Annotated in this window: 11 protein-coding genes; 5 read left to right on the top strand and 6 right to left on the bottom strand. The window is 64.4% G+C overall.

Annotated features, from left to right (window positions below; all coding sequences use genetic code 11):
* Window positions 1-117: 117 nt before the first annotated feature.
* A complete protein-coding gene (locus EOA49_RS02180; RefSeq protein WP_095824288.1) occupies window positions 118-1,014 on the top strand; it encodes a phosphotransferase family protein in 897 nt (298 codons plus the stop codon).
* Complete coding sequence (locus EOA49_RS02175) at window positions 1,011-3,464, top strand: FAD-dependent oxidoreductase (RefSeq protein WP_127240061.1); 2,454 nt, start codon at window positions 1,011-1,013, stop codon at window positions 3,462-3,464. Before EOA49_RS02180 ends, EOA49_RS02175 begins: the two co-directional genes overlap by 4 nt.
* A 13-nt stretch (window positions 3,465-3,477) precedes the next feature.
* Here EOA49_RS02175 and EOA49_RS02170 read toward each other — a convergent pair whose 3' ends face one another.
* Window positions 3,478-4,110, bottom strand: a complete 633-nt coding sequence (locus EOA49_RS02170) for a class I SAM-dependent methyltransferase (protein ID WP_127240062.1) — start codon at window positions 4,108-4,110, stop codon at window positions 3,478-3,480.
* Window positions 4,111-4,205: 95 nt separating this feature from the next.
* Between EOA49_RS02170 and EOA49_RS02165 the strand changes: the two genes are divergently transcribed.
* Window positions 4,206-5,108 (top strand): phosphotransferase family protein, encoded by a 903-nt coding sequence (locus EOA49_RS02165; protein WP_127240068.1) that lies wholly within the window; start codon window positions 4,206-4,208, stop codon window positions 5,106-5,108.
* 15 nt (window positions 5,109-5,123) lie between these two features.
* Here the strand turns inward: EOA49_RS02165 and EOA49_RS02160 are convergent, their stop codons facing one another.
* A complete protein-coding gene (locus tag EOA49_RS02160) occupies window positions 5,124-6,047 on the bottom strand; it encodes a DMT family transporter (RefSeq protein ID WP_127240063.1) in 924 nt (307 codons plus the stop codon).
* Window positions 6,048-6,130: 83 nt separating this feature from the next.
* Window positions 6,131-7,411 carry an amidohydrolase family protein gene (locus EOA49_RS02155; RefSeq protein ID WP_127240064.1) on the bottom strand — a complete coding sequence of 427 codons (1,281 nt, stop codon included), beginning with the start codon at window positions 7,409-7,411 and terminating at the stop codon, window positions 6,131-6,133.
* A 166-nt stretch (window positions 7,412-7,577) separates the two neighbouring features.
* Between EOA49_RS02155 and EOA49_RS02150 the strand changes: the two genes are divergently transcribed.
* Window positions 7,578-9,332, top strand: a complete 1,755-nt coding sequence (locus EOA49_RS02150) for an ABC transporter ATP-binding protein (protein WP_127240065.1) — start codon at window positions 7,578-7,580, stop codon at window positions 9,330-9,332.
* A gap of 140 nt (window positions 9,333-9,472) precedes the next feature.
* Here the strand turns inward: EOA49_RS02150 and ilvD are convergent, their stop codons facing one another.
* The gene (ilvD, locus tag EOA49_RS02145; protein WP_095824294.1) at window positions 9,473-11,317 is read right to left on the bottom strand and encodes a dihydroxy-acid dehydratase; all 1,845 of its coding nucleotides are present in this window, start codon (window positions 11,315-11,317) and stop codon (window positions 9,473-9,475) included.
* A gap of 253 nt (window positions 11,318-11,570) precedes the next feature.
* Here ilvD and EOA49_RS02140 point away from each other — a divergent pair, with 253 nt between their 5' ends.
* Entirely contained in the window at window positions 11,571-12,041 is a 471-nt protein-coding gene (locus EOA49_RS02140; RefSeq protein ID WP_067324344.1) for a VOC family protein, read from the top strand.
* A gap of 67 nt (window positions 12,042-12,108) precedes the next feature.
* On the opposite strand, the gene EOA49_RS02135 is transcribed toward EOA49_RS02140, so the two are convergent.
* Together EOA49_RS02135 and EOA49_RS02130 are read right to left on the bottom strand one after the other, a co-directional pair.
* A complete protein-coding gene (locus tag EOA49_RS02135) occupies window positions 12,109-13,701 on the bottom strand; it encodes a peptide chain release factor 3 (RefSeq protein WP_095780207.1) in 1,593 nt (530 codons plus the stop codon).
* Window positions 13,702-13,824: 123 nt separating this feature from the next.
* Entirely contained in the window at window positions 13,825-14,067 is a 243-nt protein-coding gene (locus tag EOA49_RS02130) for a DUF1127 domain-containing protein (RefSeq protein ID WP_095824295.1), read from the bottom strand.
* Window positions 14,068-14,194 lie beyond the last annotated feature (127 nt).

The following is a 14,194-nucleotide window of genomic DNA, read 5'->3' as shown; positions in this document are numbered from 1 at the left end:
GTGTGGTGAGGGATATCAGTCCCGGCATCCCGCACCGACGAGGCCTTTCTTTTTTCTCTCATCGCTTTGTGAGAGACCGGCGCTTTGTCGTAAGCCGGCCGAAGCAGGACCGAACCCGTGAGCGCCGCCGTAACCACCGAAGACCGCATCCGCGCTCTGCCCTGCTGGAGCGGCGGCATCGAGATCGAGCCGCTGCCGGGCGGCCTCAGCAACGCCAACTATGTCGTTACCGACGCCGCCGGCCGGCACGTGGTGCGCTTCGGCCAGGACTTCCCGTTCCACCATGTCTTTCGCGAGCGCGAGGTGATGACGGCGCGCGCGGCGCATGCGGCCGGCTTCGCGCCGGCCGTGCACTACGCCGAGCCCGGAATTCTGGTGACCCAGTTTCTCGGCGCCAGGACCTTCCTTGCCGAGGATGTGCGCGCCGATCTCGGCCGCGTGGCGGCGCTGCTGCGGCGCTTTCACCGCGAGATGCCGAACCACGTCTCCGGCGCCGGTTTCATGTTCTGGGTCTTTCATGTCATCCGCGACTATGCGCGCACGCTCGAGGAAGGTGGCAGCCGCAAGAAGGACGAGCTGCCGCGCTATCTCGCTTTAGCCGACGAGCTCGAACGGGCGCAGAAGCTTTTGCCGATCGTCTTCGGCCACAATGATCTTTTGCCGGCCAACATCCTCGACGACGGCAAGCGGCTGTGGCTGATCGATTTCGAATATGCCGGCTTCAACACGGCCATGTTCGACCTGGCCGGGGCCGCCTCGAATGCGGGCATGAGCGACGAGGAATCCTTCGCCTTCCTGACCGCCTATTTCATGAAGGAGCCGGACAGCGAGATCCGCCGCTCGCACGCGGCCATGCAATGCGCCTCGCTGCTGCGCGAGGCAATGTGGAGCATGGTCTCCGAGATTTATCTCGACGCGCCCGGCATCGATTACGTCGCCTATACCGAAGAGAACCTGGTGCGGCTCGACGCTGCACTGGAAAACTACCGGACGAGATACGGGACAAGATCATGACTTTGCCCAGCCATGCCGGGATCGTGGTCATCGGCGGCGGCATCATCGGCTGCTCGACCGCCTATCATTTGGCGCGCGACCACAAGGCCGACGTGGTGCTGCTGGAGCAAGGCAAGCTGACCTCGGGCTCGACCTGGCACGCGGCCGGACTGGTCGGGCAGCTGCGCTCGTCGGCCTCGATAACCCGCGTGCTCAAATATTCCGTCGAGCTCTATAAGGGGCTCGAGGCCGAAACGGGACTGGCGACCGGCTGGAAAATGACCGGGTGCCTCAGGCTCGCCACCAACGCCGATCGCTGGACCGAGTTCAAGCGATTGGCGACGACGGCAAAAAGCTTCGGCATGGACATGCAGCTGCTGTCGCCCGCCGAGGTGAAGCGCATGTGGCCGCTGATGGAAACCGGCGACCTCGTCGGCGCCTCCTGGCTGCCGACCGACGGTCAGGCCAGCCCCTCCGATATCACGCAATCGCTCGCCAAGGGCGCGCGCATGCATGGCGCAAAACTGTTCGAGGACGCGCGCGTCACCGGATTCGAGATGGCGGGCGGACGCATCACCGCGGTGAAGACCGAAAAGGGCGACATTGCCTGCGACAGAGTGGTGAACTGCGCTGGGCAATGGGCAAGGCAGGTCGGCGCGATGGCCGGCATCAACGTGCCGCTGCAGCCGGTCAAGCACCAGTACATCATCACCGAGAAGATCGAAGGGCTGGCCAACGACGCGCCGACAATCCGCGACCCCGACCGCCGCACCTATTTCAAGGAAGAGGTCGGCGGGCTGGTGATGGGCGGCTATGAGCCGAACCCGCAGGCCTGGACGACTGAGCTCCCCGGGGGCGACGTGCCCAACGACTGGGAGTTCCGCCTGTTCGATGATGATTACGACCACTTCGAGCAGCATATGGCGCAGGCGATCGAGCGGGTGCCGGCGCTGGCCAATGTCGGCGTGAAGCAAATGATCAACGGGCCGGAGAGCTTTACCCCGGACGGCAATTTCATCCTTGGTGTCGCGCCCGAATGCGCCAACATGTTCGTCGGCGCCGGCTTCAACGCCTTCGGCATCGCGTCCGGCGGCGGCGCCGGCTGGGTGCTGGCGCAATGGGTGGTCGACGGCGAGGCGCCGCTCGACCTCTGGGTGGTCGACATCAGGCGTTTTTCCAACCTGCACCGCGACCGGCAATGGGTCTGCGACCGCACGCTCGAGGCCTATGGCAAGCACTACACCATTGGCTTCCCGCATGAGGAATATCTCTCGGGCCGGCCGCGCATCGTCTCGCCGCTCTATGAGCGGCTGAGAGAGCACCGCGCCGTGTTCGGCTCGAAGCTCGGCTGGGAGCGGCCGAACTGGTTCGCGCCCGACGGCGTAGAGCCGGAAGACGTCTATTCAATGGGCCGGCAGAACTGGTTCGAGGCGGTCGGCGAGGAACATCGGCATGTGCGCGAGAAAGTCGGCATCTTCGACCAATCCTCCTTTGCCAAATATGAGATGACCGGGGCCGATGCGCTGAGGGCGCTCGACTGGATCTGCGCCAACGACATCAACAAGCCGGTCGGCCGGCTGACCTATACGCAGCTTCTCAACACGCGCGGCGGCATCGAAGCAGACCTCACGGTGGCACGGCTCGGCGAGGACAGGTTCTACATCGTCACCGGCACCGGTTTCCGCACGCATGATTTTTCGTGGATCGGCGACCATCTCGGCCAGGGACTCGACGCGGCGCTCAAAGACGTGACCGAGGATTTCGGCACGCTGTCGCTGATGGGGCCACGTGCCCGCGACGTGCTGTCGGCGGTAACGGGTGCGGATGTCTCCAACGCCGCCTTCCCCTTCGGCCACGCGCGCGAGATCGACATCGCCGGCCACACCGTGCGGGCGCTGCGGGTGACCTATGTCGGCGAGCTCGGCTGGGAGTTGCATGTGCCGATCGCCGCGACGGGCGAGATTTTTGATGCCCTGATGGCAGCCGGGAAACAGCATGGCATCCGCCCGGTCGGCTACAGGGCGCTGGAATCGCTGCGGCTGGAAAAGGGCTATCACGCCTGGGGGGCGGACATCACGCCGAACGACACGCCGCAGGAAGCGGGCCTGGGCTGGGCGGTGAAGCTCAGGAAGAACAACGACTTCATCGGGCGGCGGGCGCTGGAGAAGGCGGCCGGCCAGCCGCTGGCAAAACGTTTTGCCGGCTGCACGGTCGACGATCCGGACGTCGTCCTGGCCGGACGCGAGACGATCCTGCGCAACGGCCAACCGGTCGGCTATCTCACCAGCGGCGGCTATGGCTATACGGTGGAGAAGAACATCGGCTATGGCTATGTGCGCAACGCCGATGGCGTCAGCGACGACTTCCTCGCCTCCGGCGCCTATGAACTGGTGGTGGCGATGGAGCGCACGCCGGCAAAGATCCATCTCGAGCCGATGTACGATCCGGCCGGAGAGAAGATAAAGGCTTAAGCGAGGAAAGCGGTCAGCCGACGCGCAGCACGAGGCCTCTGCTTGGCACCGCATCGCCCTCGCCGGGCATCGACGCGTAAGGCCGTGTCTCTTCAAGCCGGGTTATGACGTCCTCCGCTTCGAGCACGGCGATCCGCTCGGCAAAGCCGGCCTGCCAGAGCGTGTTCTTGATCGTCAGCACGATGATGCCGCCTGGACGGCAGATGCGGATCAGTTCGTCCAGCCCCTCGATGCCGACATGGCCGGAGGTGAAGACGCCCGCCGAAACGATGCCGGCATAGGCGCCGTCCGCGAAAGGCAGGGCGCCGCCCAGCGCCAGACGATGCAGCGCCGTGTAGACGCCCTTGGCGCCGGCCTTGTCCAGCATGCCTTGCGAGATGTCGAGCGCCTCGACACGAGGATAGCCGGTGATTGCGAGCCATTCGCCGATCAGCCCGGTGCCGGCGCCTGCGTCGAGCACAGGTTCCGCGCCGCGCGGCAGATGGCGGGCCAGCAGGGCCAGGCAGATGGTCGGATGGCGATAGCCGGCCGCCGACATATCGGCGTCGTAAGTTTCGGCCCAGCTATCGTAGATTGCGGCCACCTCGTCCGGCCGTGTTGCGGCATAGGCCGCGCTTAGCGCGCTGTTGTGCTTGCCGTCCGCCATTGCCGCTCCCGCCGCCGATTCGTGTCGGCCATGGTAGCCAAGCGGCAAAAACTGTGGAACCGTTCCGCCATAAACATGGCGTGATGGTTAAGGGGGTGACGATGGAAGAGGCGCGCGCGGCGCTGGCCGCCATTCCGGCGCTTGCCAGATATAAGGGTCCGCTGGAGCGGCTGGGTGGCCTTACCAACCGTGTCTACAAGGCCGGCGAGGTCTGCCTGCGCATTCCCGGCAAGGGCACGGAGGAATATATCAACCGCGCCAACGAGGCAGTGGCGGCGCGCGAGGCGGCCAAGGCCGGCGTCAGCCCGGAGGTGCTTTTTGCCGATCCCGCATCCGGCTTGATGGCAACGCGCTTCGTCGCCGACGCCGAGACCATGTCGCCGGAAAAGTTCAAGGCCAGACAGGGCAGTCCGGCGCGTGCTGGCGCAGCCTTCCGCAAGCTGCATGCGTCCGGCGCGGTCTTCCCCTTCCGCTTCGAGCTGTTTGCGATGATCGACGACTATCTGAAAGTGCTGTCGACCAAGGATGTGGCCCTGCCGCCCGGCTATCACGACGTGGTGCGCGAGGCGGGCAGCGTGCGCGAAGCATTGGTCACGCACCCGATCCAGCTTGCTGCCTGCCACTGCGATCCGCTCTGCGAAAACTTTCTCGATACCGGGGAGCGGATGTGGATCGTCGACTGGGAGTACTCCGGCATGAACGATCCGTTGTGGGATCTCGGCGACCTCTCGGTCGAAGGCAAGTTCGACGCCGGCCAGGACGAAGAGCTGATGCGCGCCTATTTCGGCGGCGAAGCAAGGCCGGCCGAGCGCGGCCGCGTCGTCATTTACAAGGCCATGTGCGACCTGCTCTGGACGCTGTGGGGGCTGATCCAGCTCGCCAACAACAACCCGGTCGACGATTTCCGCGCCTATGCGGACGGACGCTTCGCCCGCTGCAAGGCGCTGATGGAGACGCCCGAGTTTTCACGCCACCTCGCTGCTGTGCGAGAGGGGTGAGCGCAGGCCTGGATCCTAGTTGACGCCTTTCGGCACGTTCTCGGGCGGCACGACGGTTTCCACCACCTTCTGGCGATGGAAGATGAAGATGCCGGCGAGCACAACGATGGCCGAGCCGGCGAGTATCCGCGGGCTCGGCACATCGCCGAAGAAGACCAGGCCGAAGACAATGGCCCACAGGAGCAGGCTGTAATGCAGCGGCGCCAGCGTTGACGCCGGCGCCAGCTTCAGCGCGCGGGTGATCATCAGATGGGCGGCGCAGGAGACGATGCCGAGCAAAAGCATGGCGCCGAAATCGAGCGCCGACGGCATACGCCAGGCGCCGATGGTCAGAACGCCGCCGACAATCAACGTGCCGATGGTCTGCCAGGTGACCAGCGTCGTGTCACTCGTTCCGCGCAAACGCCGGCCGAGAATGATGGCGAAGCCGAAGGCAATACTGCCGATCAGCGCATAGGCCGATGACAGCGAAAACGCGGCCGACGATGGCTTCAGGATGATCAGCACACCGCAGAAGCCGACCAGGATCGCCAGCCAGCGCCGCCAGCCGACCTTCTCGCCGAGCAGGAGATGCGAGAGCGCGGCGACATAGATCGGTCCGGCCATGTAGAAGCTCATCACGTCGGCGAGCGGCAGATAGACGACCGCGGCATAGAACAGCCCGGTATCGAGCGTGGTCGCCGCGACGCGCAGGACCTGCAGCACCGGCCTTTCCACCTGAAAAAGCTTGCCTGCGCCCTGGTTGGCGATCATCGGCCCAAGCACCAAGAAGGCGCCGATGGAGCGAACCAACACCACCTGACCGACCGAGAAGGAAGCGACCAGCCATTTGCCCATCGCGTCGTTCAGCGCGAACATGAAGTCGCCGGCCAGCATCAAGAGAATGCCGGCGAGCAGGACATTCTTGATCGTGAGATTGCGGGCGAGGAACTGGGCCATGCCCGGCTCCCTACTCGCAATCTGTCGCTTTGAGGAGGGAAATTCGGACGATCCGTAAGACCAGCGGCGGAAATCGGCTGGCGCTACGCGGATTTGTGCCTGCGGTTGACGTTCTCCGGCCGACCGGCGATCGACAGCCGCGTCTCCTGCCTGGTCCGTTCGGCCACCACCTTGCCCCTGGCGATGACACAGAGGCGCTCAGGGCGCAGGCGGACGGCCTCGATCGGATTGCCGGCGTCGAGCACGACAAGGCTCGCCCGCTTGCCGACGGTCAGACCCAGATGATCAAGCCCCATGATGGCGGCGTTGACGTTGGTGACCATGTCGAAGCAGCGCGCCATGTCGGCCGGGCTCGACATCTGCGCGACATGCAGGCCCATGAAGGCCACGTCGAGCATGTCCGCCGTGCCCAGCGAATACCACGGGTCGAGCACGCAGTCCTGGCCCCAGCCGACGCGGATGCCGAGCGCCAGCATCTCCTTCACCCGGGTGAGGCCACGCCGCTTGGGGAAAGTATCGTGGCGCCCCTGCAGCATGATGTTGATCAGCGGATTGGGGATCGCCGAGACGCCGGCCTCGGCGATCAGCGGCAACAGCTTCGAGACGTAGTAATTGTCCATGGAATGCATCGAGGTGAGGTGCGAGCCCGCCACCCTGCCCTGCAAGCCGAGGCGCTGCGTTTCATAGGCAAGCTGCTCGATGTGGCGCGAAAGCGGGTCGTCTGTCTCGTCGCAATGCATGTCGACCATCAGGCCGTGCTTCGCCGCGATCTCGCAGAGCTCCGTCACCGAGCGCGTGCCATCGGCCATGCTGCGCTCGAAATGCGGGATGCCGCCGACGATGTCGACGCCCATATCCAGCGCCCGGATTGTGTTTTCGCGGGCCGTCGGCGAGCGATAAAACCCGTCCTGCGGAAAGGCGACAAGCTGCAGGTCGAGATAGGGCGCGACCGTTTTCTTCACGTCCAGCAGAGCTTCCACGGCAAGCAGCCGGTCGTCGCAGATATCGACATGGGTGCGGATGGCAAGCAGGCCCATCGACACCGCCCAGTCGCAATAGGCGAGCGCGCGGTCGCGCACCGCCTCATGCGTCAGGAGCGGCTTCAACTCGCCCCAGAGCGCAATGCCTTCGAGCAGCGTGCCCGAAGCGTTGATGCGCGGAATGCCATAGGAGAGCGTGGCGTCCATATGGAAATGCGGATCGACGAAGGGCGGCGAGACGAGATTGCCGCGCGCATCGACCTCGCTCCGAGCTGCGCCTTGCAACTGAGGCTCGATCGCGGCGATGGTTTCGCCAGCGATGCCGATATCGGCGATCCTGCCGTCCGGCAGCGTGCCGCCGCGCACGATGAGGTCGAAATCCATGTCGTCATCCCTTTGGTAGAATCAGCGTTATCGTGATCGGACAGGCGGGCCGCCGCAGCCGTTTCTTCCCTGCCGGCGTTTCCTCCGGCGCCAACTCGCTCTATAAGCCGCCTCTCGCCCCCGTGGCGAATCCGAAATTTGCTAAGCCAGACACAGGATCGGCCGTTTGTTTCGCTTCTTCCGCTCGACGGAGAACCAGCGCCTTGTCGCAAGGCTGGTACGAGAATCTTTCCGGGAGCATAAATTCGGCTATGGCGCGGCCATTGTGTCGATGCTGGTGGTGGCCGCCATGACGGGGGCAAGCGCATGGATCCTGAAGGAGATCACCAACGAATTCGTGGTCTACAAGAGAGCGGATCGCGTCAACCTGATCGCGGCCGCGGTCGCCGCTATCTTCGTCCTCAAGGGCCTGGCGACGTTCGTTCAGGCCTATTTCATGAGCCGTGTCGGCAATGCCATCATCGCCGATAGGCAGCGCAAGATCTATGACCGGATCCTGGCGCAAGGCATCGAATTCTACCATTCGACCTCGTCGTCCGACCTGATCACCCGCATGACCAACAACGCCCAAGCCGCGCGCAGCGTGCTCGACCTCGTCGTCACGTCCTATGTGCGCGATCTGGTCACGTTGATCGTGCTCGTAGCGGTGATGGTCTGGGAGCAGCCGGCGCTGTCGCTGATCTGCTTCGTCGTCGGACCGGTGGCGATCTACGGCGTCAACAGCATTCTCAAGCGCGTGCGTCAGATCGCCAAGATGGAATTCCGCTCGCTCGGCCAGATCGTGCATGTGATGCAGGAAACGGCAATCGGCGTGCGCGTCGTCAAATCCTTCAATCTTGAAGGCGCGATGCGCAAGCGCATGTACAAGGCAGTGTCGGACGTCCAGAACCGCGCCAACAACATCGCGACGCTCGAGGCGGCCACCAGCCCGGTGATGGAAACGCTTGCCGGTCTGGCGATTGCCGGCGCAGTCTTCATCAGCGGCTTCCTGGTGCTGCAGGGCGGCCAGATGCCGGGCAACATCATGGCCTTTATCGGGGCGCTGCTGCTCGCTTATGAGCCGGCCAAGCGGCTGGCGCGCGTCCGCATCTCGCTGGAGACCGGCATTGTCGGCGTGCGCATGATGTTCCAGCTTGCCGACCGGCCGCTGACGCTGGCCGAAAAGCCCGGCGCCAAGCCGCTGCAGCCGGGCCCGGGCGAAATCCGCTTCGACAATGTCAGCTTCGCCTATCCCGAGAGCCCGCCGGTTTTCGAACAGCTCAACCTGACCCTGGCGGCCGGCAAGATGACGGCGCTGGTCGGACCTTCCGGCGGCGGCAAGTCAACGATCCTCAACCTGATCATGCGCATGTACGACCCGCAAAGCGGCAAGGTCATGTTCGACGGCCAGGACATCTCCTTCGCCACGCTCGATTCACTCAGGCAGAAGATTGCCTATGTCAGCCAGGACACGTTCCTGTTCGCCGGCACCATCATGCACAACATACGTCTCGGGCGTCAGGACGCGACCGACGAGGAGGTGATCGCCGCGGCCAAGGCCGCCAACGCGCATCACTTCATCAGCGCCATGGTCAAGGGCTACGAGACGGAGGTGGGCGAGAACGGCTCGTTGCTGTCCGGCGGCCAGCGCCAGCGCATCTCGATCGCGCGCGCCATGCTGCGCAATGCCGAGATCCTGCTGCTCGACGAGGCGACCAGCGCGCTGGACGCCGAGTCGGAAGCGCTGTTCCGCGACGCGCTGCAGCAACTCACAGTCGGGCGCACGACCATCGTCATCGCGCATCGGCTGTCAACGGTGCATCAGGCCGACACGATCGTGGTGCTGGAAAACGGCAAGGTGCTGGAAAGCGGCCCGCACAAGTCCCTGCTCAAACAGGGGGGACTCTATCAGAAGCTTTATGAATATCAGCTGATGCCGTGACGGCGCTTACCCTCCCCGTTGTGGGGAGGGTCGCTGCGCAGCAGCGGGGTGGAGGTGCGGCGCCGACCGACCCGGACCTTCGGTCCGACCTCCCCACAGAGGGGCCCACAGGGGGAGGTAGGGGGGCGCTGCCCGACTTATTATTCCGGCACTTTCCTGACAGCACCTTTGTCGGCGCTGGTGGCGAAGGCGGCGTAGGCGCGCAGCGCCGTCGTCACCTTGCGCTTGCGCTTTTCCTCAGGCTTCCAGGCATCCGCGCCCTTGGCCGCCATAGCCTTGCGGCGGGCGTCGAGCTCGGCTTCGCTGACGGCGAGATGGATCTTGCGGTTCGGGATGTCGATCTCGATCGTGTCGCCTTCCTGAACCAGGCCGATCAGCCCGCCCTCGGCGGCTTCCGGCGAGACGTGGCCGATCGACAGACCCGACGTGCCGCCGGAGAAGCGGCCGTCGGTGATCAGCGCGCAGGCCTTGCCGAGGCCCTTCGACTTAAGATAGCTGGTCGGGTAGAGCATCTCCTGCATGCCGGGGCCGCCGCGCGGCCCCTCATAGCGGATGACGACGATGTCGCCCGCCTTGATCTCGTTGCCGAGGATCGCCTTGACGGAAGCGTCCTGGCTTTCGAAGACGCGGGCCGGACCGGTGAATTTCAGGATCGACTCGTCGACGCCGGCCGTCTTCACGATGCAGCCGTCGAGCGCCAGATTGCCCTTCAACACGGCGAGGCCGCCATCCTTCGAGAACGGCGTCTTGGCCGAGCGAATGACGCCCGTCTCGCGGTTCGTGTCGAGATCCTCCCAGCGGCGATCCTGGCTGAAGGCGACCTGCGTCGGCACGCCGCCGGGCGCGGCGCGGAAGAACTCGCGCACATTCTCTGCGGAAGTGCGGGCGATGTCCCAATGGTCGAGCGCTTCGCCCAGCGTTGCGGTGTGGACTGTCGGCAGATCGCGGTTGATCAGCCCGGCCTGGTCGAGCTGGCCGAGGATCGCCATGATGCCGCCGGCGCGGTGAACATCCTCCATGTGCACGTCGGACTTGGCCGGCGCCACCTTGCAAAGCACCGGCACTTGGCGCGACAGCCGGTCGATATCCTCCATGGTGAAGTCGACCTCGCCCTCATGCGCGGCAGCCAGGATGTGCAGCACCGTGTTGGTCGAGCCGCCCATGGCGATGTCGAGGGCCATGGCATTCTCGAAGGCTCCCTTGGAGGCGATGCTGCGCGGCAGCGCACTGTCGTCCTCCTGCTCGTAATAGCGCTGCGCAAGATCGACGATCAGATGGCCTGCCTCGACGAACAGCCGCTTGCGATCGGCATGGGTGGCCAAAGTCGAGCCGTTGCCGGGCAGCGAGAGACCCAACGCTTCGGTCAGGCAGTTCATCGAGTTCGCCGTGAACATGCCCGAGCAGGAGCCGCAGGTCGGGCAGGCCGAGCGCTCGATCACCTTGACGTCCTCATCTGAAATTCGGTCGTCGGCCGCGGCCACCATGGCGTCGACGAGGTCGAGCGCCTGCGCCTTGCCGCCCAGCACCACCTTGCCGGCTTCCATCGGGCCGCCGGAGACGAAAACGGTCGGGATGTTGAGGCGTAGCGAGGCCATCAGCATGCCGGGCGTGATCTTGTCGCAGTTGGAGATGCAGACCATGGCGTCGGCGCAGTGCGCATTGACCATGTATTCGACGGAGTCGGCGATCAGCTCGCGCGACGGCAACGAATAGAGCATGCCGTCGTGACCCATGGCGATGCCGTCGTCGACGGCGATGGTGTTGAACTCCTTGGCGACGCCGCCGGCCTTCTCGATCTCGCGCGCGACGAGCTGGCCGAGATCCTTCAGGTGCACATGGCCCGGGACGAACTGGGTGAAGGAATTGACCACCGCAATGATCGGCTTGCCGAAATCACTGTCCTTCATGCCGGTGGCACGCCACAGGCCACGGGCGCCGGCCATGTTGCGGCCATGGGTGGTGGTGCGGGAACGGTAGGCGGGCATCGGTATTCCTTGCTGGCTGGCCGCGCTAAAACGTGGCGCGGCGGCGCTGTATTTCAGTCGGCAGGGGTTATAGCGGCCAAGGTCCGGGCTTGCCACAATTTTGCGCTGCGCCACGATTCTTCAGGAAATTTGAAAAACGCTGTCGGATCGCGCCGCGCCGAGCCGTCCTTGAGGCAGACGGTACGAAAGCCGCGCCAAATCGCCGGCGCGCCGTTGATGATGAGCCAACCTGAACAAGTCGGAGGAGCAAGACATGCAGAAGATCACCACCTTCCTTTGGTTCGACGGCCAGGCCGAGGAGGCCATGAACCACTACGTCGCCATCTTCAAGAATTCGAAGGTGCTTAGCGTCACGCGCTGGCCCAAGGGCCATCCCCAGGAAGGCCAGGTTCTGGTCGCCTCGTTCGAGCTCGACGGGGTGCAGTTCCAAGCCCTCAACGGGGGGCCGCAATACAAGTTCACCGAGGCGATGTCGCTGTCGATCGACTGCAAAACGCAGGAAGAAGTCGATTATTTCTGGGCCAGACTCACCGAAGGCGGCGGCGAACCGGGACGCTGCAGCTGGCTGAAGGACAAGTTCGGCGTTTCCTGGCAGGTCGTGCCGGAGCAGTTGCCGCGTCTGCTTCAGGACCCCGACAGAGCGAAGGCCGGGCGCGTGATGTCGGCGATGATGCAGATGGGCAAGATCGACATCGCCACGATCGAGGAAGCGGCGAAGGGGTGATTACGCGTGAGTAGTGAACGGTGAATGGTGAGGATGCCCGACTATCACTATTCACTATTCACCACAATCACGCCGCCTTGTCGCGGACTTGATAATCCTTGACCGCGGCGAAGCGGATCGCTTTCCAGCGCTCGGCCTCGTAGTTGAGCGAGAAGGCGTGCTGGGCGAGGAAGACCGGATCGTTGTCGAGGTCGCGGGCGATGTCGCCGCGATGCGCCTCGATAAAGCGCTGGACATCCGCCCTGTCGTCGGCCGAGATCCAGCGGCAGACGGAGAAGCGCGACATCTCGAAATCCACCGGCAGCGTGTATTCGATGTTAAGCCGCTCCTTCAGCACATCGAGCTGCAGCGCGCCGACAACGCCGACGATGGCCGGCGAGCCGTCCTCAGGCGAGAACAGTTGCACGACGCCCTCCTCGGCCATCTGATGCAGCGCTTCCTTCAGCTTCTTGGCCTTCATCGCATCGCCGAGGCGGACACGGCGCAGGATTTCCGGCGCGAAGTTCGGCACGCCGCGGAACAGGATCTCCTCGCCCTCGGTCAGCGTGTCGCCGATGCGCAGCGTGCCGTGATTGGGAATGCCGACGACGTCGCCGGCGAAAGCCTCGTCGGCGGTGACGCGGGTGCGGGCGAAGAAGAATTGCGGCGCCGAGAGGCTCATCGGTTTGCCGGTGCGCACCAGCTTGGCCTTCATGCCGCGCTCCAGCTTGCCGGAGCAGACGCGGACGAACGCAATGCGGTCGCGATGGTTGGGGTCCATGTTGGCCTGGATCTTGAAGACGAAGGAGGTCATCTTCCCCTCCGTCGCCTCGACCGTGCGTTCATCGGCTGCCTGGGCCCGCGGCGGCGGCCCGTAGGCGCCGAGCGCCTCGATCAGGTCGCGCACTCCATAATTGCGCAGCGCCGAGCCGAAATAGACCGGCGTCAGATGGCCTTCGCGGAAGGCGTCTATGTCGAGCGGTCTGCACGCTTCCCGCGCGAGCTCCAGTTCCTCGATGAAGTCGTTGCGCTCGTTTTCCGGCAAAAGCCCGGCGACGCGGTTGGAATCCGGGCCGTTTACGGGCGTGCGCTCCTTCTCGTCATCGCTCCGGCGCACCGCGTTCTGCGCCAGGTGATAGGTGCCCGAAAAGGTCTTGCCGCGGCCGATCGGCCAGGTAACCGGTGCTGTGTCCAGCGCCAGCTTCTGCTCGATCTCGTCGAGGATTTCGAACGGATCGCGGCTCTCGCGGTCCATCTTGTTGACAAAGGTGATGATCGGGATGTCGCGCAGCCGGCAGACCTCGAACAGTTTCAGCGTGCGGGGCTCGATGCCCTTGGCGGCGTCGATGACCATGACGGCCGAATCCACCGCAGAGAGCGTGCGGTAGGTGTCGTCGGCGAAATCCTCATGGCCGGGCGTGTCGAGCAGGTTGAAGACGTTGTCGTCATATTCGAAGGTCATCACCGAGGTGACGACCGAGATGCCGCGCTCGCGCTCGATCTTCATCCAGTCGGACCGGGTCTGGATGCGATCCTTCTTGGCCTTGACCTCGCCGGCAAGCTGGATGGCGCCGCCGAACAGAAGCAGCTTTTCGGTGAGCGTGGTCTTGCCGGCATCGGGGTGGGCGATGATCGCGAAAGTGCGGCGGCGCGATACCGCCTGTTCGATGTCTTCTGCCAATTTTTGGAATCCTGTCTGTGGCGCGGGCTTCTAGCAGCGCATTTTGGGCGTGTCGACAGTTTCGGGCAGACCGGCACGGCCGAACAGCGTAGTCGATGTCCCCTGACAGGAACCTTAGGCCGTTCAGGTTCGCTCGCGATGACGGTCCTGGCGGCCCAACCGGGTAGCTAACCGTATCTCCGCCCCCTCGATGCCGATGTCGCGCAGCAGATAATCCGGCAATTCGTCCAGCGTGGCCCGACCCCTGCGATTTCGCAGGATGCGCGCAAGCACGCCTCCGCCGGAACGGCAGATTTCGAAGATCGCAACGAGGAACCGTCCGAGCGCGGAGTGGTTGGCCGCAAGCTCCTGTCCAAGGATGGTCATGGTTTATCCTCCTCTGTTTGAATGATGAAATCGGGAGGGCCAGACTGGCCCTCCCGAAGGTTTGGCCGACAGAAGATCAGGATCGATCGTGCTCGCAGCTCGCCTGCAAGGCACTTCACGATCGGTC

This window comes from Mesorhizobium sp. M1A.F.Ca.IN.020.04.1.1, from assembly GCF_003997315.1.
Lineage (GTDB): Bacteria > Pseudomonadota > Alphaproteobacteria > Rhizobiales > Rhizobiaceae > Mesorhizobium.
This window is presented reverse-complemented; position numbering and strand designations above follow the sequence as displayed.

Bases quoted from the DNA above. Each gene is read 5' to 3' on its own strand.
- EOA49_RS02175 (WP_127240061.1), top strand. From the start codon at position 1,011: ATGACTTTGCCCAGCCATGCCGGGATCGTGGTCATCGGCGGCGGCATC.
- EOA49_RS02170 (WP_127240062.1), bottom strand. From the start codon at position 4,110: ATGGCGGACGGCAAGCACAACAGCGCGCTAAGCGCGGCCTATGCCGCA.
- EOA49_RS02160 (WP_127240063.1), bottom strand. From the start codon at position 6,047: ATGGCCCAGTTCCTCGCCCGCAATCTCACGATCAAGAATGTCCTGCTC.
- EOA49_RS02155 (WP_127240064.1), bottom strand. From the start codon at position 7,411: ATGGATTTCGACCTCATCGTGCGCGGCGGCACGCTGCCGGACGGCAGG.
- ilvD (WP_095824294.1), bottom strand. From the start codon at position 11,317: ATGCCCGCCTACCGTTCCCGCACCACCACCCATGGCCGCAACATGGCC.
- EOA49_RS02140 (WP_067324344.1), top strand. From the start codon at position 11,571: ATGCAGAAGATCACCACCTTCCTTTGGTTCGACGGCCAGGCCGAGGAG.
- EOA49_RS02130 (WP_095824295.1), bottom strand. From the start codon at position 14,067: ATGACCATCCTTGGACAGGAGCTTGCGGCCAACCACTCCGCGCTCGGA.